The 24,214-nt window shown below is 40.1% G+C and carries 22 protein-coding genes; 5 read left to right on the top strand and 17 right to left on the bottom strand.

Annotated features, from left to right (window positions below):
• Positions 1–129: 129 nt before the first annotated feature.
• On the top strand, positions 130–1,569 hold the full coding sequence (locus MUN88_RS07550) for an NAD(P)-binding domain-containing protein (protein WP_244722905.1): 1,440 nt from the start codon (positions 130–132) through the stop codon (positions 1,567–1,569).
• Between the two features lie 333 nt (positions 1,570–1,902).
• Here MUN88_RS07550 and MUN88_RS07545 read toward each other — a convergent pair whose 3' ends face one another.
• The 9 genes from MUN88_RS07545 to MUN88_RS07500 all read right to left on the bottom strand — a co-directional run bounded on the left by MUN88_RS07545 (position 1,903) and on the right by MUN88_RS07500 (position 14,202).
• Complete coding sequence (locus MUN88_RS07545) at positions 1,903–3,153, bottom strand: amidohydrolase family protein (RefSeq protein ID WP_244722903.1); 1,251 nt, start codon at positions 3,151–3,153, stop codon at positions 1,903–1,905.
• Between the two features lie 18 nt (positions 3,154–3,171).
• Positions 3,172–4,512, bottom strand: coding sequence for an amidohydrolase family protein (locus tag MUN88_RS07540; RefSeq protein WP_244722901.1), 1,341 nt, complete (start codon positions 4,510–4,512; stop codon positions 3,172–3,174).
• Between the two features lie 2 nt (positions 4,513–4,514).
• Complete coding sequence (locus MUN88_RS07535; protein WP_244722899.1) at positions 4,515–5,561, bottom strand: ABC transporter substrate-binding protein; 1,047 nt, start codon at positions 5,559–5,561, stop codon at positions 4,515–4,517.
• Between the two features lie 19 nt (positions 5,562–5,580).
• A complete protein-coding gene (locus tag MUN88_RS07530) occupies positions 5,581–6,429 on the bottom strand; it encodes an ABC transporter permease (RefSeq protein WP_369809957.1) in 849 nt (282 codons plus the stop codon).
• A gap of 11 nt (positions 6,430–6,440) precedes the next feature.
• Positions 6,441–7,784, bottom strand: coding sequence for an FAD-binding oxidoreductase (locus MUN88_RS07525; protein ID WP_244722898.1), 1,344 nt, complete (start codon positions 7,782–7,784; stop codon positions 6,441–6,443).
• 10 nt (positions 7,785–7,794) lie between these two features.
• A complete protein-coding gene (locus MUN88_RS07520) occupies positions 7,795–8,592 on the bottom strand; it encodes an ABC transporter ATP-binding protein (RefSeq protein ID WP_244722897.1) in 798 nt (265 codons plus the stop codon).
• Complete coding sequence (locus MUN88_RS07515; protein WP_244722896.1) at positions 8,592–9,413, bottom strand: creatininase family protein; 822 nt, start codon at positions 9,411–9,413, stop codon at positions 8,592–8,594. The genes MUN88_RS07520 and MUN88_RS07515 overlap by 1 nt, the downstream gene beginning before the upstream one ends.
• 308 nt (positions 9,414–9,721) lie before the next feature.
• Entirely contained in the window at positions 9,722–12,874 is a 3,153-nt protein-coding gene (locus MUN88_RS21710) for a glycosyl hydrolase 53 family protein (RefSeq protein ID WP_305852496.1), read from the bottom strand.
• Between the two features lie 458 nt (positions 12,875–13,332).
• Positions 13,333–14,202, bottom strand: a complete 870-nt coding sequence (locus MUN88_RS07500; RefSeq protein WP_244722895.1) for a gamma-glutamylcyclotransferase family protein — start codon at positions 14,200–14,202, stop codon at positions 13,333–13,335.
• Between the two features lie 127 nt (positions 14,203–14,329).
• Between MUN88_RS07500 and MUN88_RS07495 the strand changes: the two genes are divergently transcribed.
• A complete protein-coding gene (locus MUN88_RS07495) occupies positions 14,330–15,493 on the top strand; it encodes a DUF4317 domain-containing protein (protein WP_244722894.1) in 1,164 nt (387 codons plus the stop codon).
• 207 nt (positions 15,494–15,700) lie between these two features.
• On the opposite strand, the gene MUN88_RS07490 is transcribed toward MUN88_RS07495, so the two are convergent.
• The gene (locus MUN88_RS07490) at positions 15,701–15,859 is read right to left on the bottom strand and encodes a hypothetical protein (RefSeq protein ID WP_244722892.1); all 159 of its coding nucleotides are present in this window, start codon (positions 15,857–15,859) and stop codon (positions 15,701–15,703) included.
• Positions 15,860–16,031: 172 nt separating this feature from the next.
• On the opposite strand from MUN88_RS07490, the gene MUN88_RS07485 reads away from it, so the two are divergent.
• On the top strand, positions 16,032–16,799 hold the full coding sequence (locus MUN88_RS07485) for a DUF2087 domain-containing protein (protein WP_244722889.1): 768 nt from the start codon (positions 16,032–16,034) through the stop codon (positions 16,797–16,799).
• 4 nt (positions 16,800–16,803) lie between these two features.
• Complete coding sequence (locus MUN88_RS07480) at positions 16,804–17,151, top strand: GIY-YIG nuclease family protein (protein ID WP_244722886.1); 348 nt, start codon at positions 16,804–16,806, stop codon at positions 17,149–17,151.
• 207 nt (positions 17,152–17,358) lie between these two features.
• Here MUN88_RS07480 and MUN88_RS07475 read toward each other — a convergent pair whose 3' ends face one another.
• The 5 genes from MUN88_RS07475 to MUN88_RS07455 all read right to left on the bottom strand — a co-directional run bounded on the left by MUN88_RS07475 (position 17,359) and on the right by MUN88_RS07455 (position 22,984).
• Positions 17,359–18,153 (bottom strand): alpha/beta hydrolase, encoded by a 795-nt coding sequence (locus MUN88_RS07475; protein ID WP_244722883.1) that lies wholly within the window; start codon positions 18,151–18,153, stop codon positions 17,359–17,361.
• 16 nt (positions 18,154–18,169) lie between these two features.
• Entirely contained in the window at positions 18,170–19,198 is a 1,029-nt protein-coding gene (locus MUN88_RS07470) for a FecCD family ABC transporter permease (protein WP_244722881.1), read from the bottom strand.
• Positions 19,182–20,201: a FecCD family ABC transporter permease gene (locus tag MUN88_RS07465; RefSeq protein WP_244722871.1), complete on the bottom strand. Its 1,020-nt coding sequence runs from the start codon at positions 20,199–20,201 to the stop codon at positions 19,182–19,184. Before MUN88_RS07465 ends, MUN88_RS07470 begins: the two co-directional genes overlap by 17 nt.
• Before the next feature lie 18 nt (positions 20,202–20,219).
• A complete protein-coding gene (locus MUN88_RS07460; RefSeq protein WP_244722869.1) occupies positions 20,220–21,218 on the bottom strand; it encodes an ABC transporter substrate-binding protein in 999 nt (332 codons plus the stop codon).
• A 77-nt stretch (positions 21,219–21,295) separates the two neighbouring features.
• Positions 21,296–22,984 (bottom strand): AraC family transcriptional regulator, encoded by a 1,689-nt coding sequence (locus MUN88_RS07455; RefSeq protein WP_244722867.1) that lies wholly within the window; start codon positions 22,982–22,984, stop codon positions 21,296–21,298.
• Positions 22,985–23,062: 78 nt separating this feature from the next.
• On the opposite strand from MUN88_RS07455, the gene MUN88_RS21655 reads away from it, so the two are divergent.
• A complete protein-coding gene (locus MUN88_RS21655) occupies positions 23,063–23,188 on the top strand; it encodes a hypothetical protein (RefSeq protein ID WP_256463985.1) in 126 nt (41 codons plus the stop codon).
• 308 nt (positions 23,189–23,496) lie between these two features.
• Here the strand turns inward: MUN88_RS21655 and MUN88_RS07445 are convergent, their stop codons facing one another.
• Positions 23,497–23,805: a hypothetical protein gene (locus tag MUN88_RS07445; protein ID WP_244722865.1), complete on the bottom strand. Its 309-nt coding sequence runs from the start codon at positions 23,803–23,805 to the stop codon at positions 23,497–23,499.
• 126 nt (positions 23,806–23,931) lie between these two features.
• Complete coding sequence (locus tag MUN88_RS07440) at positions 23,932–24,126, bottom strand: hypothetical protein (protein ID WP_244722864.1); 195 nt, start codon at positions 24,124–24,126, stop codon at positions 23,932–23,934.
• Between the last annotated feature and the right edge of the window lie 88 nt (positions 24,127–24,214).

Below are 24,214 nucleotides of genomic sequence, written 5' to 3'. Positions count from 1 at the left end.
AAATTACTAATACAGAAAACATTTTTTGGTTATTTCAGCTATGTCATATATTTATCATACATGATAACATCATTTACATTACACTTAATGTAAAATAAGTTAACAACTTTTTTGAAGAGGTGAGATGAAATGAGTCTAGAGGAGCTTGGCAATCGGGTGAAACAAGATCTTGCTTATCTTAATATACCTGAAAAAACGTGGATACCGTCCGCTACACATAACGGCAAGCATATCTATGATGTGGTCATTATTGGTTCTGGGCAAAGCGGCCTCGGGGCAGCGTTTGGTCTGATCCGGGAAAAAATCACCAATATTCTGGTTATAGACGAGAATTCAGAAGGATTGGAGGGTCCTTGGGATACGTATGCCAGAATGACGACACTTCGAACGCCGAAACATTTAACATCTATCGACATTGGAATTCCTTCCTTAACATTCCGATCCTGGTGGGAAGCGCAATACGGAGAAGCAGAATGGAACACACTGGACAAAATACCTAAAGGTGAATGGATGAATTATCTGCGCTGGTATCGCCAAGTATTGGACTTACCTGTGCAAAATAATACACAATTACAACTAATTGAACCACTGCAGCAAGAGAAACTGCATCAGCTCCACCTCACCACGAATAAACAAGCAGATACAGTAATAGCAAGAAAGGTTATCTTGGCTACCGGCATCCAAGGTGGCGGACAATGGTTTGTCCCACCTTTCATTAAAAATCATCTATCCAGACATGTTTTTGCACACACTTCTGAATCAATAGATTTCACGACACTAAAAGATAAAAAGATTGCTATTCTTGGAGGTGGAGCATCTGCTTTCGATAATGCCCATCACACTTTAAAAAAAGGGGTCAAAGAAGCACACGTTTTTGTTCGCCGTTCCGAAATGCCCAGGATAAATCCTATTCGGCAAATGGAAGGCTCCGGTATGATCGACCGTTTTCATACGTTTACGGATGCACAAAAATATCAGGTGATGGCACATTTCTTTAAACACAATCAACCACCAACTAATGACACCTTCACAAAAGCAAATGCTTGTCAAGGATTCTCGTTACATACGGGGGAGACATGGCTTGCTGTAGAAGAAGGAAGCGAAGGAGTAATCGTAACAACTAATAAAAGGGAATATACCTTTGACTTTCTTATCATTAGTACAGGATTACGTTCAGATCCTGCACTCCGGCCTGAGCTCCGCCTGGTAGAACCATATATATTCAGATGGCGAGACTACTATCAGGCACCACAACACCTCTGCAATGAACAGCTAGATGCGCATCCTTATCTTAGTCCTGGCTTCGCTTTTCAAAGTAAAGCATTAAAGGGGCAAAAACAGTTACACGGATTATTTTCATTTAATTATGCGGCATTAATCAGCTGCGGACTTTCCGCCTCTGCTATATCAGGATTGCGTTTTGCCATCCCAAAACTGGCAGCAGCAGTAGCAGACCAGCTCTTCGAAGACCATCACCAGCAATCACTGGACGCCTTCTTCTCCTACGATGAAGAAGAATTTGTTGCAGATCGTGAAACAGCAACAGAAAACCAAAAAGCAATGACATAACAGTATAGCTCTGCTTTAATCTGATCACACCAGGAAAGAACCGAGTAAATCCCACTCGGTGCTTCCTGGCGTTTATAAAGTTACCCATAATGCGGATAATGTATAGTGGAACTATATGTTAACACGGTAATTTTGATAGGCTTTATCTGCTTAACAAAGCTCCGGAAATATGCCCCGCAGGAAGTGGCTGGTAGAAGGTCTCCCAGCACATTAACAATTCCAAAATGACCACCAAGCTAGACATAATCCATATTATAAGAACCCTCTGCATTCTTTTCTACTACTTTCTTCACTGACAAAACAGCCAAATGGTCATCATTTTGACCATTTGGCTTATGTTGTCATCTTTTCATAATAAAATGTTGTTTCGACGGGATCAGTTTCGGACAGCAGCTCGCCATTTCTGAATACATACATCGGCTTTGGCTGCTCACTAAGTAAAATCGCTAAATCGTTAGCAGGTAACACGACCCCATTAGCCGGCTTCCCTTCTTCAATACCGTAACGATCATGAATATCCAAACAAGTCGCCCCATTTACCGTAATCATTTGCACGACATCATGAAGGTCTTGTTGTCCAGACATATGCGCTAAATGCAAACCTAGGTGTGCCGCCTGCAGAATATTACCTGTACCTAACGGATAGAACGGAGTACGAATATCATCGTGAGCCATGCAGACATTTACACCTGCATCATGCAACTGCTTAACTCGCGTCATTCCTCGACCTTTGGGATAACGATCAGCACGGCCCTGCATCATACTATTCACAAGTGGACAAGCCACTACGGTTATATTCGCTTGTTGCACCAAGCGTATCACTTTGCTGGCATAGACATCATTGTAATAAGCTAACGCATTAGCGTGACTGACTGTCACCAGGTCATATTTCTTACTTATAGCCAGGTCAGCAACCACCTCTAAAAAACGGGAATGCTCATCATCCACTTCATCACAAAAAATATGAATCGCTTTGTTCCATTCTTGCGCCAGCTGAAAACAAAACCGCAGGGACTCTATTCCTTTTTCTCTAGTTGGTTCCAAATGCGGGGCAGCACTGACTAAATCAGCACCCCACTCCAACGCTTGGCGCATTCGCTTCTGGTTGTCCGGACTCGCCATTAATCCATCTTGCGGGAATGCGATAATTTCCAAATCTATTTTTCCAGTAAAGTATTTCTTAACCTTAACCAAAGCTTGCAACGCCGTTAACTCCGAATCTGAAATATCGACTGCCGCTCTAACAAACAACACCCCATAAGATAATAATTGCTGTAATGCCTGACAAGCTCTATCGAAAACATCTTCTACCGTAAGATTCTGCTTGCGCTCCTGCCACACTTCAATCGCCTCAAACAATGTTCCCGATAGATTAAAACGGGGGGAACCAGCAGTCAACACCGTATCCATATGGGTATGTGTTTCAACAAAGGGTGGTAACAAATAGAAGCCACGTCCATTCCATGTTGTTTGTCCCGTCATTTTCTCTTCTGCAATTTTCGCAAATCTGCCATCGTTTATCCCGACATTTACCACATCATCCATATTCAATAAACGAACATTATTGATTACTGTGTCAAACATGCGATAGCACCTTCTTCCCTAAATCTTTACCGAGGCCGCCTCCATAGACTTCCACTTATCTTCTAAAAACGGATCATTGATCATGCGAACGGTTTTGAAACCATTAAGCCACCGATCTTTCCTAAATAGATACCGAGTCGGTGCCATACTGGCAAACAAGTCATACATATCAGTTGAATCTACCACAACAAAATCTGCCATTGCACCTTCCTTGATTTCATGCTCCAAACCAAAAATCCTGCCAGGCATGGTTGTCATCATGCGCAGCAAATGCAACAGCTCTGTTTCACTCGCCAAGTGCCCTGCATAGGCGGTCAACAAACCAATTTGAACCAGGTCACCTCGACCGAAAGGATGAAATGGATCATGAACATTATCAGATGCCGTTGCTATCGTAACGCCACCATTTATTAATTCCTTAATTCTTGTTACTCCTCTGCGAACCACCCCCTGATCAAACCTACCTTGCAAATACATGTTGGCGCCTGGTAATGTAACAGCATGTATCGACGCTTCCGCCATTCCCTCTATTAATCTATTAGCCTTTTCGTGGTTCATCGCTGCTAACGAGCACAAATGACCTGCCGTTACTTGTCCTTGCATGTTGTATGCAATCGTTTTTTTAATTAGCGGTTCAATTGTACAAACATTTGGGTCATCGTTCTCATCGACATGCAAATCCAAAAATTTCCCATTGTCCACCGCTAAACGCATCAGTGCATCGATATTTTCTTCTGGATTTGCTCTTAAATGAGGGGCACCGCCAATTCCATCAATCCCTAAATCGATTGCCTGTTGAATAACCTCATATTGTTCTTTTGTACACGAAGCTACATCAGACAGCATCGGCACAATTTGAATGGTTAACACATCCCGCAACGCTTCTTTCACTTCGATCACAGCCGCAAGTTTATCTAGAGCCAGCTGAGGACTTATATCCAACTCAAAATTAACATGCGTGCGAATATGAGTGGTTCCATATGATAATGATTCAAGCGCCTGACGATATACTCGCTGCTTGATCATTTCAGGCGTAAACGTATGTGCTTTCTGATGATAGTTTTCGATCGCTTCAAACAAAGTGCCCGATTTATTAGGTACTTCTTTCAACGAGTAGGCTTTATCCAAATGTGTATGCATATCAACAAAAGAGGGAAGAACGATTCTTCCCTCTGCATCAACATCCTTGACTTGCGAGAAATCATTTTCTAACTCCCGAAACGATAAGCCTTCACGTTTTACGAAACCTGATTGCTCTTCCACTTTCTGATACACACCATCACGAATAGTAATACTGTACAACTGACCGACTTCTTGTAATGGCAGTGACGCATTAAATAAAGTGATCGACTCGTTCATGATTATTCCTCCATCGGTAAAAATTCTGTCGTAAAGAAATTAGTTGGATCCTCATCGTTTGTAACAATTCCTAAATCGAGCATTTGCTCTTGTAAACTCGCCCAACGTTCTTCTGTCATATAACCAAATCCATGTTCTTCAGCATCGCCGCCGAAAATAAGTTCTTCCTGCTCTTTGGCACCAAAATCCATTAATCCATCAGTTAAATCAGGGTTATATTCTTTTAAGATTTCCTTGTATTTCACAGGATCGTCACGATATGCTTCCCAACCTTTTACCGTTGCTGCCATAAATGCTTTGACAAGCTCTGGTTTTTCTTCCATAACATCTTCCGTCGTGAAAATAACATTGGAATAAGGTTGGAATCCGGAATCATGAATACGTAAATAATTATTTTCGACCCCTTGCTGATCTAACACATATGGTTCAGATGTGATATAGCCTTGTGTTACAGCATCAGGATCCTCAATAAATGTACTCAACTGTCCGGTATAGGATAATTCCTTCACTTCATCTAGTTCATAAGATTTTTTAATATACTCCCAATATCCGACACCTGGAGCAGTGATGGTGGTCATACCTTCGAGGTCTTCAAAATCCTCTACACCAGCATCTGCATGCGAAATAAGTACATAAGGGCTGACTTGGAAAATCGCTCCGATTGCTACTAACGGGATCCCTTTGTCGCGAGCATTCAGAATATCTTCACCAGACGTATAACCGAAATCCATTTTGCCTGAAGCTACCAGCTGGGTTGCTGAAATTTGCGGTCCACCTGGTTCAATAGACATTTCGATTCCTTCTTCTGCATAAAAGCCTTCTTCTAACGCTGCATAATTCCCACCATGTTCAGGCTGAGCAAACCAGTTCGTTACTAAAGACGCCTCACCTAAACTGACCGCTTCTTCTTCCTCTGTATCCGGCGTTTCTTCAGCAGGTTCTGTATCCGCTTCTGCCTCTGAACTTTCCTCGCCACCACAAGCAGCCAGCAACAAAAGAAACATTACCATTAACAATATTAGCGTTTTATTCCAAATCGTTTTATGCATTCCTTTTCCCCCTTCATTATTAACTATCTTTTTTCATTTCGGACTCATGCCATGAACCTAATAGCATTTTGGAGAGCAGGTTGACCAATAAGAAAAATATAATACCCAACAAGGACGCTGCTATCCCGCAAGCAAATAAATACGGTATTTCCATTGTTGTCGATGCTACAGTGATCGCATAACCCAGACCACCATCACCTCCCCCAATACCCGCTATATATTCACCAACGATAGCGCCAATAATCGCTAACGTACAGGATATTTTCAAACCAGCAATAATATATGGCAGTGCTGCTGGAATGCGAATTTTCCACATGATTTGCCATTTGGATGCATGATACAGACTCATTAAATCCATCATTCCGCGATCCGTCGCATTTAAGCCAATCAAAGTATTCGACAGCATGGGGAAGAAACCAATGGTAAACGCAATAATCACAATCGCATTCATCCCTGAACCAAACCAGATCACAATAATCGGCGCAATCGCAACAATCGGAATCGTCTGTAACAGAATGGCATAGGGGTATAAACTTCGCTCTAATAATTTTGAACTGGCCATCACAATCGCTGCTGATACCCCAATGAAGACACTAAACACAAAACCGAGCACCGACTCAAGAATCGTAGTGGATGCTGATGCCCATAATCTGTCCCAATTCTCTACTGTTGCGGATAGAACGTCAGTTGGTTTCGGCAAAATGTACGGAGGTATTTGCATCAATAGAACACCAAATTGCCAAATAGCGATAAAGAGAACAAAGGCAATAATCGGGGGGAGCCAGGTCTGAAGAAACTGCAAATTGACTTTCTTTGCTTTAACCGTTTCACTCTTCATTTCTAATTGTTTTGTTTGTGCATTCTCCATAATGAGCCTCCTCAGTTCATTAGTTCCATTTTTTCATCTTTTGGAATCTTACCTTTGTTTAACAAATCATATGGATCATTTTGCTTTTTCAATGTTTCAATTTCTTTCATTCGCAAATTATAACCACCAGACCCGAGCAAATAGGTATGTGGATCATTGACACTGACACCATTCTCTTCAAAAAAGTCAATAATTTCATACAATCGCTCTTTCGACTTATACTCGACAATTGGCAAGGAACCTGATGTTACTTTCCCTTTATTCTTCATAAATTCAAAATGAAATTGGACCTCTAACTCAAATTTTTCCCTAATCAGACGCATTTGCTCGAATACTCTTTGCGGATCAAATCGCGCTTGCAAGTATGTGATATTTTCTCCGTGTTTGTGCGCCCACAACGTGGCGTGATTCCAAGTGAAATCTGACACCTTCAAGCCTTTATGATACTTATCCGACGATATCGTAAAACTCACTTCACCGCTATATTTGTCGATCAGCTCATGTAAGAGCGGAACAGCTGGTTCGGCTATTTCCAGCATAGCTATCGACTTATCTTCTGTTAAATGTTTTTTAAGCTGTTGAAAATGTGCGGGTATCGGCCATTCACAAACAGACAAGAGTCGTTTTGTGATCGCTTCATTATGTGCCAGTTCGTCACAGAAGAGCACTGCCTGCTGAAAAGTAGTGAAAGATACAATAAATTGTGACCACTCTGTCTTCGGCTCTATCGGAAGAACCGCTTCAACCAATATACCTGTCGTACCATAGTTATGGATGTAATCATGCATCTCTTCACCTGAAACGTTTAGAATTCGCGGCTCTTCCTCTATGGTGATAATCGTAACTTCCAACACATTGCCGTCCCACAAATTTCCCCAGCGAATCGAACCAATTCCTCCAGATCCTCCGCAAAGAAAGCCTCCTACCGTTGACTTCATAAACGTACTCGGAAAAATCCGGAGTTCTTTCTCTTCTTTTCGTAACGTTTTTTCTAATATTCCCATTTTGACACCAGCTTGAACCTTAACCGTTGTGTCGTTCACTTCCACAATCTGATTTAACCTAGTCAAATCAAGCACAATACCACCAAACAATGGCACGCCTTGACCGTAATTACCAGTTCCCGCTCCTCGAGGTGTCAATGGTATGCGATTTTCCACTGCAAATTGCACAATTGTTTTCAGTTCTTCGATTGTTTTGGGCGCTACCGCACAATCCGCCACCTTATCTCGTAATTGTTCGTGTAATACAGGAGAGTACCAGTAGAAATCTTTAGATAACCGATCGACCGCCGCTTGTTTCACAATCACATTCTCTTCACCTATCAACTGCATCAGCTTGTCTTTCCACATCATGATCACCTCATTAAAATTTTAAATCACGGGAAACTTGTGCAACGATATCACTGAATTCATGGGTTGTACGCACTTCGTCATTACGAGGAAAAGGAAGTGGCACGTCCAATGTAGAAGCGACTTTACCAGGACTAGGTGTCATCACTGCTACTCTCGTTGACAGGTAGACTGCTTCAAACACGTTATGCGTGATAAATAGTACGGTCATTTTTTGTGATTCCCAGATTCGTAACAACTCAGATTGCAAGCTTTGTCTTGTTATTTCATCAAGCGCCCCAAAAGGTTCATCCATTAACAGCAGTTTTGGCTTAGCTACTAACGCTCTTGCAATCGACACTCTCATTTTCATCCCACCTGATAACTGTCGCGGTAATGATTTGGTATAATCTTCTAATCCTACTAATTCTAGTGCTTGAGTAGCTTCTTCTATTTTTTCTTTTTTTGGCTTTTTCTGAAACTCTAGTGGCAGCATGACATTCTCTAATACAGATCGCCACGGCAGAAGCGTTGAATCTTGAAAAACAAAACCTACATTGGTTCTTTTCTGCTGCATCGGGTTCATCTGTGATCCGAGGATTTCGATACTACCCTGTGTGTTATCTATCAAACCGGATATCATTTTAAAAATAGTAGACTTCCCACATCCTGATGGACCGACAAAGGAGATGAATTCTCCTTCCGCAATATCGATGTTGACATTATCGACTGCCACGTTACCATTTGGAAATACCTTACTAACTCCGGACATTCTCACTACATTTTCAATCGTTTGCTGCTTCACCGTTTCTTCTGCTAATGTTGTATTCATTAGGATCCCCCTTTTTGTAATTGATCGATATTAAACTTACTCATTTCAATCAACGCTTCTGCGACATACTGAGCGGATCTGCGATTTATCTCTCCCCCTTTTTCTTTCGTTGCCTGTGTGGCATCTCCAGCCATCCCCGTTTCCGAAATGTCATGGATTACCCATGCAAAATAACAGCTTCCTTTCAAATACAAATGCTTATTATCCTCCGGTAATCCAACGAACTCTTTTGGACTTAATGCGGGATGCACCCAGTTCTCTTTCATATCCAGCACCATGGAAGTTTCTACATCCCCGCCATGAATACCAAACACTCGCTCTTCCTCCGGCACCAAGTCCGCAACCAAGCTTCCATCCGATGAATTTAAACGAAACACCATCATACCGGTTTCTATTCTTATTTCCCGGGAAACCATATTTAACAAGTCATGATTCCCGCCATGCGAGTTAAACAACACAAGTCGGTTAAAACCACTTTCACTGACACTTTTAGCAATGTCCATGACGACCGCTTGTAAGGTAGAAGCGGATAAGGTCATCGTTCCAGCCATTTTTAGATGTTCGGTACTTTTGCCATAAGGTATTGGTGGCAATAACCAGATATTATCTCCCTCGGAAAAATGTTGAAAGGCTTCTGTTAAAACACCTTCTGCAATTAACGTATCGGTATAGATCGGCATATGCGGTCCATGCTGTTCTACTGCGCCTATTGGCAACACGACGAGTGCATCCTCTTTCGATAACTGCTTCACTTCCTCTGTCGTTAATCTTGGTAAGAAGCGTTTTTCAAATGCTTCGCCTTGATATCTCGTTACTTGCATTCTCACAACTCCTATATCTCTGACATATTCTATCTTCCATTGATTCCATTATTGCTAGTGTAATAATAATTCACATGATACGTTATTTATTATTACGATAATCTTAAGTGAAATGAGGACGACTGTCATTGGTCATTTTCGATAAATAATCCGCATGAATTAGACACTATTAACAAAAAATTCAGTTAATTTACTGGTGTTATGACGATAAAGCCTTATCTAGCAAGACATTTGCGAATTTCATCTATTGTCAGATGTTATTCCAAACAAAAAACCATTCAGTCTGGTTAACTGAATGGCTTTCTATTTTACTGGTATGTTTTCTTTCTTATATACCATAAGGAGGTAGACCCGAGCATAAGAAAGAGAATACCTGCAACAATATAATGATATTGAGTAGTCGCTGTATCTGGTAACTGATTTGTTTTATCTGTTAGCGGTTCTGATTCATCCTCAACAGTTTCTTCGAAAACTCCGTATATACTGAAATGTTTTACTGCTGCCGTCACTTCTCCTGTATCGGCATTATAAGAAGTTGGCGTTAATTGCTCCTGGACGTCTCCATTCTCATCGATATAATTGACGATGACATGCTCCCAATCTTTCACACGATCGCCATCAATCGAAAAGGTAACGTTAATGGCTTGTTCAAAATCAATCGTTTCACCATTTGCCTTCAAAGTAAAATCAATCAAATCACTTAATCTATCCTCATGCTTATGTTCAACAGCGTCTGTTACCCCTCCGAATTGGAAAGAGATATCTCCTTTACCTTTCAAGATAGAGACAGGTATCTCCACACGAATGCCCTGCCAGGCAAAAATAAGGGTTGCTTCATCTGACAACTGATCGATCACTTCCTGCTTGACCGAAATGTCACGCGTACCTCTCTCCATCAAATAGACTTGATCTCCTACTTCTTGCAAGACTGACATATCCGGCTTGTTTTCATCCGGATCTGGATCTACTTCAGGTGTTGTATCTGGATCTTCTGGTTCTGGATCAGGATCTTCCTCATAATCGCCTACCCGCTTCAGATAAAAATCATCCAATGTTCCCCAGGCATTCTCTGGTGCCTGAACCTGCACACCAATTGTAACCTCGCCATCAGTAACTAAAATTTGATCAATCACCGGCTGCTGCCAGTTCACCCAGCCATCGACGAACGTTTCTGCTGCATAAGATTGATTCGACGTTTCCGCATATAATTCCATGGCAGCACCGTCTGCTTCACCACCTTGAATGAACATCGACAATTGATAATAACCCGTTTCTAATCCTGTAATCGTCTGTGATACGCCGAAATCCACAGGCTGATCATTCCAGAAGTCCAAGGAATATTCCCCTGATTTAGCGTTCGATTTATTTTGTTTGACCTCCGCATGTGCATCTACTCCGTCTGGAAAAGTTATATTCCACATAGTCGTATCGCTATTTTCAAAGCCAGGATTGACGACAAAATTTTTCGGCGCGATAGTCAACGTTGCCTTCACCGTGCTTCCATCCGTTGTTTCCCCGTCAATCTGATACGTACCTTCCCCTGACGCAACCGCATCGTTTACTTGGTTTTCGTTCCACGTTACGGCTACTGCCTGTTCACTGCCATCGTTATAGGTAGCAGTGACCGTTTCAGGCAATACAACCTTTTCACCTAAAGTTACCGTTAACGCTACTTCCTGAATCTGATCGATTTCTAAAGGTGCCACAGCGCCCGTATCGATATAATTGAATAAATTTAGCGAGGCTAATGGATGTCCATCAAAATCAAACAGCGCTTGATTATCCACCGCGCTTCCACCGTACCACTGACCAGCGTCCTCAGGATCATATTCCGCTGCATTGCTTGTCGCCCAGCCTGATCCATATTGCTCCCATAACTGCTGGTTCTGTTGTAAATTTATATCGTCTGGGTTGCCAACCGGAATCCAAGCAGGCTCCCAGTAAAATACACCAATACCTGCCTCACCAACGTCGGCAACAGCCTGAAACACATCTCGAACTGCAGTAGCTTGTCCTTGTACCGAGACCGGATAGTTTATCGTTTGGCCGGAGTCCTTCGGCGCAGTATTCTCGTGTCCATCCCCATCCACTTCTGTATACGTATAAGAAGTTTCTGCTACCATTACTTTTTTATCAAATGTGTCTGCCACATTTTTTAATTGAGTCGTTAAATTCTCTAATGTACCATGCCAGAATGGATAATACGAGCTGGCAAATACATCATAATCAACTTGATTATCCGCTAATGTCTTTGCATAGCCTTGATACGTACCTTTTTCCGGATTGGTAAAATGCAAGGCAACTAAAATTTCGCTGTTGATCTCACGAACCGCTTGGCTGCCGGCATCAAACAATTGGGCCATGTTCGCCCAGTCCTTTTCACCAGCTATACCATTATTGGTTTCGTTACCGATTTGCACCATCCCGACATCAACGCCTGCATCAATGATCGCCTGCAGACTGTTTTTCGTATAATCATGCAATGCTGTTTTCTTCTCTTCCAAATTTAAAGAGGACCAGACCTTTGGTGCTTGTTGTTTGGCCGGATCTGCCCAGAAATCAGAGTAATGGAAGTCAACCAGCAGCTTCATTCCATTCGCAGTTGCACGCTTTCCGATTTCTACTGCTTTTTCCAGATCATTATTTCCGCCACCATAGCCATTACCGTCACTATCATACGGATCATTCCATACGCGGACGCGCACATAATTCACACCAGCATCAGCCATCGTTTGAAAAATATCTTGTTTTTCTCCTGCTTCATTATAGAAATCCACTCCGCTATTCTCCAACGAAATGATGCTTGAAACATCTACACCTTTAATAAAATCTTCAGACATTCCCTCTACTTTTTCTACAAAAATGTCTGCATCAACAGGTTCTTCTGCTTCTGTATCTATTGATGTTAGCTGGAAACTGTCCAGGTAGCCATATGCATTAGGTTTACCTGAAACTTCTGCCCCGACTGTAACATTGGTAGAATAATCTTCCACGTTAAATTCGTATGTAACGGTTTCCCAATTATTATAGCCCGTTGTCGCTACTGCCTCTGCTTTATTTTCACCTACGAATAACTTCACCTGTCCTGCTTCATCATCCACCCCTCCCATCGATCGCACAGATAACTGATAGTCACCTGCAGGAAGAGAATCGATCGTTTGAGAGAGTGTGATGGATTGCTTAGCAGTTGATGAGTCTTTGATCCAATATTTAAATGCATAACTACCCTTGTCCTTCTCGATCCATTCATCATCCTGATAAGCAAAGTGAGGTGCATCTACCATTTCCTGATCAGAATATTCGATGTTCCACCTGGAATCCTCTGAAAGGAAATCGCTTTCAAATCCGATGTTAGATAGATAGTTTTGTGCTGCCGCTTCTGTATGATCCACAGAAAAAAACGGGATCGCGGTCAAGCAAAGCAATACTATCATTAAGGATAACCGTAATCGTTTCAACATATAAATGCCTCCTTTAAATTAAATAAATTCACCTTCTATTATAAAGCGGTTTCAAAAATGGATATATATCAAATTATTCGTATAAAGTTTCAGAAAATGAAATGGGAGTAAGAGCAACGCGAAGTAAAAGGCAATGCTGCGAAGTATGCTTCCTCGGCAAGGCAGCTAGGAAGTTTATTCAAGTAGTAGCCTAGCAGATCGATGCCCCCATAGGACACAAAGCATATTTCCGGAGCTAGTCTTCCGCTTCAAAATTGTTAACATCACCAAAAGGAATAAGCGTTTTTCCTAAGCATTACATCGAATTGTTTTTAATGTGACTTCGCAGCATTCCTTTTTAGCATTAGACAAAAGCTGAACATAGCATGAATCTTGTTTAATGAGATTCTAAGTATGGTCCGCTATTAATACGGTGAAAATATTTTGTCACGGATTGATTGATTGTTTGTTTGTTTGTTCTACAGCCATCTTCTGATATCGATCGCAAATTTCTCTTTCCATTCCTTTTCGAGTTTTTGCAGATAATAGGTGCTGAGACAAGCTTTCCCTCCTCGAATAATTTCTTTTGCATAATGCTCAGGTGGTGCGGTTTCCGGTTGTTTGTCTGCTACTACAAATGTCAAGACATCACGCAAAATGTCGCCATTCACTTCAACGTCAACAAAAGTCGGACGATATTTTCCCTCCTCCACTCCTTCACGCTCAATCAAATACGCAAGAGCTTCGACACCAATCCGATACACTTTTCCTTCTGCCATTCCATCACCTTCGATAATATCTGCTCTCCCTCCATCACCGACAGATATGGTAAAAGCTAATTGGTACGACTGTAAACTTCCCCCGCCTACTATATCTGTGAAATACTTGGCAACATGATGATCCACCATTCGCTCCTGATCCATACAAGAACCATAGGCAAAATAATAAAGCGGAGTCTTTGATAACAGTTGATCAACCTTCCAATCACCACTTTTTATTTCACGCAACCCGGTTGTTTGCTCCTCACGAAAGGTATACACACAGGCTTCTACTTCGCCAATATCCATATAAATGGTTTGTTGCCCCCGTTCATATAGATTATCAAGCCCTTGTCCGTGATAGCCTTCAAGCAGATCCATTTCACGTAGCGTATTATGATCCACCTTATATAGTTCCCCATATACCTTTTGTTCCGGGTCCTTCACCATTGCAGGGTAGCCAACCCCAACATCATATAACCTGCCTAATGTCCAGGTTTGTGAAGCTACTAAAGCAGTGCTCTTGATAAAAGATGCATTGGATTGATGTTTTCTTAACGTTCCATAGACGAAGACCATTTTTTCCGACATGCGATCACGTTCCCTTCTAACACCATCTTATTAAATAGCAAGGTTGCCTACAACTATTGTTTTTCCCTTCATTCCCTCTCTTGTATGATAAAATAACAATAGATTCAAAGTAGAGGAGTGTCAAAAAATGAACAAGAAAGATATAGCTGATATTCGCAAGCAATTTAAAATAGATAATGATTTGATGAAGATTCATAACATTTTTAACGTCTACATCATGAAAGAATCCAGTGATATATATCATCAGCAAAGCCAGGCATTCGAATTGCTCGATCAGGATGAACAGGAGTTGTTTATGACCAATTTCAAAAAAGTACTAACCGGGCAACCTGACGAAAAGTTATTCGAGTTAAAATTTCAATCCGATGTCGATAATCCTACTCAGCTGATTTTACATAAAGGTTTGCTGACAGCGGAAAGTGAAGACTGGCAATCACAAATGCTCGAAATCGTAGAGAAAATGCTGCAAGACAGACAATACGAAATGGATATTGTCGTCACATTTATCCGCGGTGAGTATTTCAAACCGATGAAACGCCGTAGTGAAGAGTCAGAAGACAGCGACCGAGACTCGGTGTATTCTCATTCGTTTATTTTATGCAGTATCAACAAGACACAAGACCCGAAAAAAGAACTTCATTTCGACTATATCGAAAAGCAATTTAAATATAATGTGGTAGTCGATCCCGTTATTAATTTAAATGCTCCGATTGGCGGATTCTTATTTCCTTGTTTTACTGATAACGCAGCAGATGTGAATCACATTCTCTATGCGGCAGGAAAAGCTAATGAGCCAGATGAAGCTTTTGTTGAGGAAGTATTAAATGCGGAGGAAACCATGACCGCCAAAGAGGATAAAATCGTCTTTGAGGAAGTTGTCCGTGATGCGATTGGTCATCAGCTCAACTCTTCCACTTTGGCCAATGTCTATGAGGAAATTCATCGTATGACAGAAGAGGAAGAGGAAGAAACACCAACACTCGACTACAGAGACGTCGAGCGTGTTTTGAAATCAAGTGGTGTCGAAGATGTCGATACTGAAAAAATGGAAACAGCATTCAAGAATGTCATCGACAACACTGGCTATGAGTTAAAAGCACGTAATATCGTGCCAAAATATTCATCTAAATCAATCAAGATCAACACAAAAGTTGCGAATATTGCCGTGAGCCCAGAAGACCTCCGCCATGTGAGACAAGTTCAATTTGACGGCAGACGATACTTGATGATCGAAGTCGAAGAAGATACCGTGATTGATGGCTTCACAATGATTCCGGAAGCTTTTAAATAAAAAAATCTTCAAGGTTCGGGGTCTTACAGATGGTTGTAAATGTGTTAAGACTTCTTTTGCCAGTGGGCTCTTCTATCGGACAGTTGCGACTCCAGTTTGATCTCTTTTGTCCGATTGAACCATTCTATCGGACAAGAGGATCAACATTTAGCTTTCTCCTGTCCGTTTGAGGCTTTTTTCAGCATCACGAGCTCCACACTAAAGAAATTAGTCATCCAAATCTTTTCGCGTTTCCTCTCTTTGTTTCGTTTGCTCATCAATATACTTTCCTAGCTTCGATGCATTAATTCCTCTTCTTACTGCCGTTTCAATCACTATGTAGAGAACAAAAATCGTCACAACACCTAGCACTAAACCTTTCGTCAAATCATCATTTCACCTTCTCACGATTAATAAACAAATAAAATAAATGACAGATCATCAGCAAACATAAATACTTACCGTTTGTTTAAACCTTTGACAATTATCTGACGATGATATAAAATGTTTATAAATAAACCAACGTATTTCCAAACTGTTTGTTATAGGAGGAAGCCTCATGCAAATATCAGAGCAATTTTGGCAAGCATCGATCCAGGAATTAAAAAAAGGCTATATAGAAGAGCAGGATCACTTCACCTGTCTTCTCTGCGGTACACATATCGAAAAAGGTGTTATCTATCCGCATCATGATTTGTTATATGATGCGAAAAAGTATATGAGAATCCATATTGAGCAATCTCATCAATCCGTCTTTGATTATTTGCTAAAAATGGATCGCAAATTAACCGGAATCACGGAGCACCAGAAACGCTTGCTACAACTATTCTACCTCGGAAAAAATGATAAAGAAATACAAACGGAGCTAGAGATCGGCAGTTCTTCCACGATTCGCCATCACCGTTTTGCATTAAAAGAAAAAGAAAGACAGGCAAGAAATTTCTTAGCCATGATGGAGTTACTAAGGGAAAAAGATCAGCATTCACCACAATTTGCACCGGTTCATCCGACAGCGACAATGGTTGATGACCGATATAATGTGACAAAGGCGGAAAAAATAAAAATAATCGATAAGTTTTTTCCAGAAGGTGTGGCAAATGGATTGCATAACTTCCCTCCAAAAGAAAAACAACGAATGATTATTCTGGGTGAGATTGCAAAGCAGCTTGATACAGATTACCGTTATTCAGAAAATGAGTTTAATGAATCGCTAAAACAATACTACCATGATTATGTAAAGATCAGAAGGTATCTAATAGAGTACGGCTTTATCAGTCGCAAACCGGACGGAAGTGAATACTGGTTAACTAAGGATACTAAGGAGTGATCAAATGGATCGCAAAAAAGAGTTAAAACAACAATATAAAGATTCACCGATTGACGGAGGTATTTATCAAGTTAAAAATACGATAAACCAAAAAATAATGATTGTCAGCACACAGGATTTCAAAACAATGAACGGACTGAAATTCATGCTGAATACAAATTCCTATATGCCCAACAAATTGCTTCAACAGGAATGGAATGAATATGGCATGGACGCTTTTACAATTAATATTTTGGAAAGATTAGACAAAGAGGATCGTCCGTTTTTTACCGTAAAAGAGGAATTGGCCAAACTAGAAGAAAAATGGTTAGAGAAGCTTCAACCTTATGGAGACAAAGGTTACCACAAGTAAGAAAAAAACCGCTCAGCTCTATTTAATTTAAGCATTTATAAGAAAAGCTCGGTATTCGCCTCGTCTTTTAGCGAGTGCCATAGTTATTCTTATACTGATACACTCAAATTTTTCACTTCGTCGAGCTTCTTCATTGCTAAAATTTTAATACTCTAATGTAAAAACAAAAAGCCGACACAAGACTATTGTGTCGGCCTATCTCACTAACTATTTCAAAGCAATTTTTAGCGACTGGTTAATTAAACGAGGCAGAACAGAAATATGGTTTTCATTATCATATATTTGAAATGCTGCTTCTAAATTCGGCACTGCCTTTAGTTCTTCTGTCAGCTGTTTAGCGTTATCCAGCATATACGAGGCATGATTACCTTCCATTTCTCCAGCTGCGACTAGTAATGACACCGTTTTATCCAGCTTAGGCTTCGTATTTATAAACTGTTCTCTTTCCTTTAGAATAGCCGTTTGATTCCAATGAATAGATGGACTGCCTGCAATATACGTTTGAAACGCCTGACTATTTGTAAATAAAGTATGTAACACAAACAAACCACCTAACGAGTGACCAAATATTGTCTGTTTCTGTTTATTGATGCTGTACTTACTTTCAATCAACGGCTTTAAGTCATTCTCAATAAACGCTAGAAATTCTTCTGCTCCGCCATGGGCTGGGAGTTCCCGATCCCCCCATTTCTTTGTTACATCGAAATCCGGTTCCGTAAGGGTATAATCATAGAAACGTTCTGTTGCAAAAGGCTCCTCTGTTGGATAACCAATTGCGACTACAACTGCTGGATGGACTTCTGTTCGCTCCGGTCTTCTCGATTGCAAACGGACTGCATCAACCACCGTTGAGAAAGTAGAATTCCCGTCTAACAAATAAATCACAGGGAATCCTTCATCTGGAACAGGCAAATTAGGTTGATAGACATCGATTTGAAATGATCGATTACGATAATCTGCCTCTACGTTGAATCGTTGTGTATTTGGAATCGTTACATGCATGACAGCTCACTTCTCTCTATTTCGTTGATTTTCTTCGTAATAAATAAATAAAATATGGGATCCCAATAATGGAAATGACAACACCAACTGGTAATTCAACTGGTGCAAAAATAGATTTGGCAATAAAATCAGACAGCGTCACCAATACCATACCAATTAATCCTGAAATAACGATGACCATTTTGTGATAAAGTCCGATTAACCGCCTTGCGATATGCGGAGCAAGTAAGCCGATAAAACCAATACTGCCAGATACCGACACACAAGCACTTATTAAGCCGATACTTGCTAACAGCCAGATGCTCTTCTCCCACTCTGTAGACAAGCCTACATTCTTCGCTGTGTCTTCTCCTAAATAAAACAAATCCAAGTGTGATGCCCGAATTAAAATAAAAGGTAAAAGGATGACAAACCACGGAATAATAGAGACAATTTTCTGCCAGTTTGCACTCCAGATCGATCCTGTCATCCACATCGTCGCTGCTTCAAAATCCTGCGGGTCCATTTTCAGAGAAATATACAAAGTGATGGCACCCAGACCTGATCCTATCGCTATCCCAACCAATAATAAGCGATTAGAATCGAGCCGCCCATTATTCCAAGAGAAAGCATAGATAAACAGCGCTGATGCCATTCCACCAATCAAACCGAATAGCGGCATGGTAAACGTAGAGACCAGCTCTGAACCCAATGCAAATTCGCTTGCCAGGAACATATAGATGACGATTGCTAATCCAGCACCTGCATTGATCCCTAATATACCCGGATCTGCCAGTTCATTACGAGTCAGTGCCTGAATAATCGCACCCGCTACTCCTAGGCCCAGACCGACGAACATGCCAATAATAATCCTTGGTAAACGAAAACTGAAAATAACGATACTATGCTCGCGACTTTGATCTAATAACAACAACGTCTTGAACACCTCTGATACGGTCATCGAGAACTCACCATAAGTTAAGCTCAGGTAGCCACTTATAAACAACAGCACCAATAATGCTGAAAGAACTTGCAGAAATCTTTTTCGTCTATTTCGCGCCTGCATGGGATGTCCCTCCTCTCTTCTTAATCAGATAGAGGAAAAAAGGAACACCAATTGCTGCTGTCACTACACTAATCGGCGTTTCGAACGGATAGTTCATAAATCGGCTGCCAATATCAGCGAACACGAGAAAAACTCCACCAAGTAAACCGGCAAATGGAATCGTCCAGCTATATTCCACCCCTATTAAGAAACGACTAATATGCGGAATAATCAATCCGACAAAACCAATATTCCCCGCCAATGCCACTGCACAGCCCGTTAATAATACGACAGACAATATCGCAAGTGATTTCACCAGGAGATCTTTTTGACCTAGCCCTACTGCCACATCACGTCCTAAAGACATCACTGTCATTTGCTTTGAAATACCAAACGCAATAATCAAACCTACAATGACAAAAGGAAGAATCGTTTTTAATAAATCCGGATTAATTTGATGGAGTCGTGCATTATACCAAAAACTAATATCTTGAGACGTTTGAAAGTAGGTAGCAAGTGCTGTCGCAATACTGCTCAGAAAGGTACCTATTATCGTTCCAAGGATCGCCATTTTCACCGGCTTCATCCCGTCAGGAATAGAAGATGCCAATAAATAGACGACCACAGCAGCAAACGCTGACCCCGCTAATGAAAACAACACCATCGTCAAATTCGGTAATCCCGGAAAAAAGATCATACAGCATGTAATCATCAAGACAGAACCATCAGAAATCCCCATAATAGAAGGAGATGCAAGATAATTTCTTGTCATCCCCTGCATAATAGAGCCTGATACCGCTAAAAAACACCCAATTAATAACGCACCGATTGCTCTTGGAATCCGCGAGTAGCGAATGATTTGATGGTCGACATTTGATGGGTCAAAATGAAAGACGGCATCCCATATGACATCTGCCGCAATCGCTTTTGAACCAAAAATGATCGAAAGGACCAAACTTAGTAAAATGGTAACGGGAGCTACTGTTATGAAAATGATTGGCATTTTTAATCGTAACTGTTGCATAGCTCCTGCTCCTTCTCTTTATTCCGCTAAGACATTATTCTGAAATGCATCTAAGAATTGTTGTTTACTCCAAGCTGTACCACCCTGCGCTAATGGATCAACCGCATTAACGTAGACTTTATCATTTTGGACAGCTTGCAAGCTTTGCCAGATAGGATTTTCTTCTAAATCAGATAACGCAGTCGGATTGTCTGCATTTTCTGATTCTGCATATTGTACAAAAATATGATCTGGATTCAGTTCACTGAATTTCTCTAACGAAATTGCTTCTTGTGCTTCAGCCTGTTCAATTACGCTCGGTAATTTCAAACCTAAATCCTCGTATAAAACAGAGTTAAAGGAAGTATCTTGTGAATAAATCATTATATTACCAGATCTGATACGCACTGCTACAACGATCTGATTCGTTACGTCTTCTGACATTTGATCTTTCACTTCTGTTAACTGCGCTTGATAATCTGCTAGAATTTGTTCTGCCTGTTCCTGTTTTCCAGTAACTTCTCCCAACATTTGAAGATTCTCTTTCCAATTTGTAGAGATATGCGATACTGGAATCACAGTTGTAATCTCTTCCAATTTCGCAGCTGTGTCTTCCGGGAATTTCGTTGTACTTAATATAACATCTGGATTCAATTCTAGTATTTTTTCAATATTTGGCTGTCTTTTCTCACCAATTGATTCCGCATCTCCGACAATATCACTAAACATTTCAGGAAATTCCCCACCGACAGAAATCGCACCAATTGGCTCTACACCTAACAACAACGCATCCTCCATTGCCTCTAAAGCTCCTGCAATAACAATGGTAGGATCCTGCGGCACTTCATACTCTTCTCCTAAATAAGAAATAGTCCGAGTTTCTGATTCCGCATCTGTTTCTTCCTCTTGACTTTGATCTGTTTCAGTCTCCGTCTGATCCTCTGCACTAGCATCTTCCGTTTCGCTCTGTTGACAAGCAGCAAGCACGGCAACTAGTGAAACTAGTAAAATAATATAAATCCATCTTTGTTTCAACATCTATTAACCTCTCCTCTTTCGATAGTAATAATCATTCTCAATTATAGGGTGTAATAGATAAATTGAAAATGGACATTTTACTTATCGTCATTTGGACAAAATTCTATTAGTAGATCACGTATTTTTTGAAGCATACGATCATGCGCGACTGCTGAATACTCAAACCAAGGATCTGTTGCGATACAGTACACATTATCGTTATTCACTGCTTTTATTTTCATCCAGTCCATCGAATGCTGCAGCTGTTTCCAATCATATAACGTCTCCTGCTCCTGACAGATCATTAACATAATATGATCTGGATTCATTTGTACTATTTCCTTGAGCTGAATTTCCTGTTCATGTACCGGTTGCTGACCATAAGCTGACCGCATTCCAAGCTCCTCAAAGAAAAGCTCCGACACCGATCGACTCGAGGTCAGGTAAAAGGATTGCTTGAATTTACGCAAAAATAAAAAGGACGCATCTGAATAGTTGTTCTGTAAATCCTTTTTTAATTTATTCTTTTTTCGGTCGAAGCTGCGCAGCCACTTAGCAGCTCTATCTTCTTTCTTTAAAAATGCTGCTATTTCCTGAAGTTGCATTCGCCAAGTTGACTCCTCTTCTATACACAGCATTTTCGTCTTCCCATGCTGCTTATTATCTAATTGGCTGCTGTCAGACTGATTAGTAATTATAATTTCAGGTCGATATTGCTGCATTTTTTCCATATTAGCATGATGGTGCTGATCGATTTTATAAGCGCTTAAGTGGACAGGTATATCTGTCCGATAATGCTCATAATAAAAAGGCGTCCATTTCGGATGTAACGGGGCTGCATAAGGTACAATGTCTAACGCCAATAATTGTCCCATGAATTCTCGTTGGCTAACTGCAATATAGGTCTTGTGAGTGCTGCGAAAAGCGCTGGGCGACATACCGGTCTTCTTTTTAAACCATCTGCTGAAATAATATTCATCATTTATTCCTATTTTTTTCGCAATATCTCTTGATCTGGCATCTGATTGTATGAGCAGTCTTTTGGCTTCGGCCAGTCTTTGCTGGTGTAAATATTTTATCGGACTTAATCCATACTGTTTCGTGAATAAATCGACAAAATAATGCTCACTTACTTGGGCGATGCGAGCTAATTGCTCGATTTGAATCGTTTTATCGTAATAAAGATCCATATATTTTTTCGCCTCTAATACTCTGTTCTCAGAGGCACCTTTCTCGGAACTTAATATAAAATAGAACAGCTCCTGGAAAACAATCTGCATACGGAAATTCTCTAATTCACTGTTAGGCTCACTCATGGAATGCAGCTGATTACAATAGCTCCATACCGGGTCTATCGCCTGCAATCTGATAATTGTATTCATGCGTTGCCATGGTTCACCTGATACTTCGAAATGAAATGCATATAATTCAATTTCTGATGTTAAATGAAGTGCATATGTATCACCAGGCTTACAAAGATAGACTTCCTTCTGATTTACAGCTATTTTCTCTTCATTTATATAAAGAAATCCTTCACCTTTTGCAATATATAGTAATAGATAGTGATTACACCATGTAAATCGTAGTCGGTAATGGTTATCTTTTTTAATCCATTCCAACCGGTTTAACATAAATGAATATATGGAGTGATCAAATTGTTTGATTTCATGCACAGTTGATATCCTTCTTTCTCTCAATTGAGAATCATTCTTAATTAAATTATAACATATAAAACCGATAAATGGTGGAAAAACAGACATAAAATAAGAAGATTGTGCAAATAGCATAAGAATTAAGTCCATGTTGGCATGTAAAAAGTAAACTATAATGGACTAATAAAACTTCATAACAGAGGAGTTATATCGATGAGTAATTCAAAACAGTTACATATAGGACTATCATTATCTGCCACATGGTTGAAGGGCGACGGATGGCAAGACCCGAACAGCAGGGTGGAAGATATATATTGGGGATTATTGAATCAAGATTAAAAAAAGCATCGACTATTTTCTGTTCGCAATTTTCACCAGAAGGATGGCACTCGAAGTTGGGACATTGAGAATATTAATAACCATTTAGAGGATAAAAGCTTTAAATAATAGAAAAAGCCATTTGAGTAAGTGATGCACCAATAGCCCATGGACTTCCTTTTACACCAGCTTAATTAATTTTTTAGCAGCTTTGTAATATTGTTTGCCAAGCATATATTCATAAAACGTTGAAAAAGCAAAATTTATACTATAGTTAGCAAGGAATGAAGTCAATTCTTTTCTCATACACGCTTTATCTAATTCCACTATCAACACATATGGTTTGATTGTTCAACTTTCTGTCTATCCTGAATCATACAGATTGCATTCATTTCTTGTTTAAGTTGTTCTAATTCCGTGCTTGTACCATATTTTTCTTCTATCATATCAATATCTAAACCTATTATTTTACCATTAATATCTTTAATAGCAGCTTCTTCAAAAATAAATTCTAATTGTTCAGCTAATTCTTTAGCATCCGAATGTTTTTTTGCTGAAACACCCAGAGGAGCTATTGTGTTGAAGATAAAAGTCATCACCAGTCCTACCACTAAAATTTTGAGAAATTTGTTGTTCATATTCTGCATACCTCCTATTTTTTTATACAGTTACAATGATAAGGTATGAGTTACATAGATTAAACATCTTATATAAAATTTGTAAAAAAATGAAATTTATACCTGTGCAAATATAAAAAAAGAGCATTAATCGCTCTCTTTATCCTTTTTTCTCAGCTGTCCTTCGGCCCAATAACAAAGCCTAAAGAAAATGATGATAAATACTGTTTGAATCAAATTACCTAAATAATCTATTGGCTGATCACGAAATATATCAATTAGTAACATAACTAAGAAGTAAACCAAACCTGGCAATGTCCAAAATAGAAACGAATTTTTCATACTTGTCCTCCTAAGATGTGGATTAACAACAAGGATAGTGCCAAAAACTATTCTTTGCTATCTAACGATATGTACAGTATAACAAAAT

The sequence above is a fragment of the Gracilibacillus caseinilyticus genome, from assembly GCF_022919115.1.
Taxonomy (GTDB): Bacteria; Bacillota; Bacilli; order Bacillales; family Amphibacillaceae; genus Gracilibacillus; species Gracilibacillus caseinilyticus.
This window is presented reverse-complemented; position numbering and strand designations above follow the sequence as displayed.

What these genes read in the sequence shown, in the direction of transcription:
- MUN88_RS07525 (WP_244722898.1), bottom strand. Translation starts at nt 7,784, where the DNA reads ATGATGTGGAAAGACAAGCTGATGCAGTTGATAGGTGAAGAGAATGTG.
- MUN88_RS21710 (WP_305852496.1), bottom strand. Translation starts at nt 12,874, where the DNA reads ATGTTGAAACGATTACGGTTATCCTTAATGATAGTATTGCTTTGCTTG.
- MUN88_RS07480 (WP_244722886.1), top strand. Translation starts at nt 16,804, where the DNA reads ATGGATCGCAAAAAAGAGTTAAAACAACAATATAAAGATTCACCGATT.
- MUN88_RS07495 (WP_244722894.1), top strand. Translation starts at nt 14,330, where the DNA reads ATGAACAAGAAAGATATAGCTGATATTCGCAAGCAATTTAAAATAGAT.
- MUN88_RS07475 (WP_244722883.1), bottom strand. Translation starts at nt 18,153, where the DNA reads ATGCATGTAACGATTCCAAATACACAACGATTCAACGTAGAGGCAGAT.
- MUN88_RS07455 (WP_244722867.1), bottom strand. Translation starts at nt 22,984, where the DNA reads ATGCTATTTGCACAATCTTCTTATTTTATGTCTGTTTTTCCACCATTT.
- MUN88_RS07545 (WP_244722903.1), bottom strand. Translation starts at nt 3,153, where the DNA reads ATGTTTGACACAGTAATCAATAATGTTCGTTTATTGAATATGGATGAT.
- MUN88_RS07465 (WP_244722871.1), bottom strand. Translation starts at nt 20,201, where the DNA reads ATGCAACAGTTACGATTAAAAATGCCAATCATTTTCATAACAGTAGCT.
- MUN88_RS07440 (WP_244722864.1), bottom strand. Translation starts at nt 24,126, where the DNA reads ATGAAAAATTCGTTTCTATTTTGGACATTGCCAGGTTTGGTTTACTTC.
- MUN88_RS07540 (WP_244722901.1), bottom strand. Translation starts at nt 4,512, where the DNA reads ATGAACGAGTCGATCACTTTATTTAATGCGTCACTGCCATTACAAGAA.
- MUN88_RS07470 (WP_244722881.1), bottom strand. Translation starts at nt 19,198, where the DNA reads ATGCAGGCGCGAAATAGACGAAAAAGATTTCTGCAAGTTCTTTCAGCA.
- MUN88_RS21655 (WP_256463985.1), top strand. Translation starts at nt 23,063, where the DNA reads ATGAGTAATTCAAAACAGTTACATATAGGACTATCATTATCTGCCACA.
- MUN88_RS07530 (WP_369809957.1), bottom strand. Translation starts at nt 6,429, where the DNA reads ATGGAGAATGCACAAACAAAACAATTAGAAATGAAGAGTGAAACGGTT.
- MUN88_RS07520 (WP_244722897.1), bottom strand. Translation starts at nt 8,592, where the DNA reads ATGAATACAACATTAGCAGAAGAAACGGTGAAGCAGCAAACGATTGAA.
- MUN88_RS07500 (WP_244722895.1), bottom strand. Translation starts at nt 14,202, where the DNA reads ATGTCGGAAAAAATGGTCTTCGTCTATGGAACGTTAAGAAAACATCAA.
- MUN88_RS07550 (WP_244722905.1), top strand. Translation starts at nt 130, where the DNA reads ATGAGTCTAGAGGAGCTTGGCAATCGGGTGAAACAAGATCTTGCTTAT.
- MUN88_RS07460 (WP_244722869.1), bottom strand. Translation starts at nt 21,218, where the DNA reads ATGTTGAAACAAAGATGGATTTATATTATTTTACTAGTTTCACTAGTT.
- MUN88_RS07535 (WP_244722899.1), bottom strand. Translation starts at nt 5,561, where the DNA reads ATGCATAAAACGATTTGGAATAAAACGCTAATATTGTTAATGGTAATG.
- MUN88_RS07445 (WP_244722865.1), bottom strand. Translation starts at nt 23,805, where the DNA reads ATGAACAACAAATTTCTCAAAATTTTAGTGGTAGGACTGGTGATGACT.
- MUN88_RS07515 (WP_244722896.1), bottom strand. Translation starts at nt 9,413, where the DNA reads ATGCAAGTAACGAGATATCAAGGCGAAGCATTTGAAAAACGCTTCTTA.
- MUN88_RS07485 (WP_244722889.1), top strand. Translation starts at nt 16,032, where the DNA reads ATGCAAATATCAGAGCAATTTTGGCAAGCATCGATCCAGGAATTAAAA.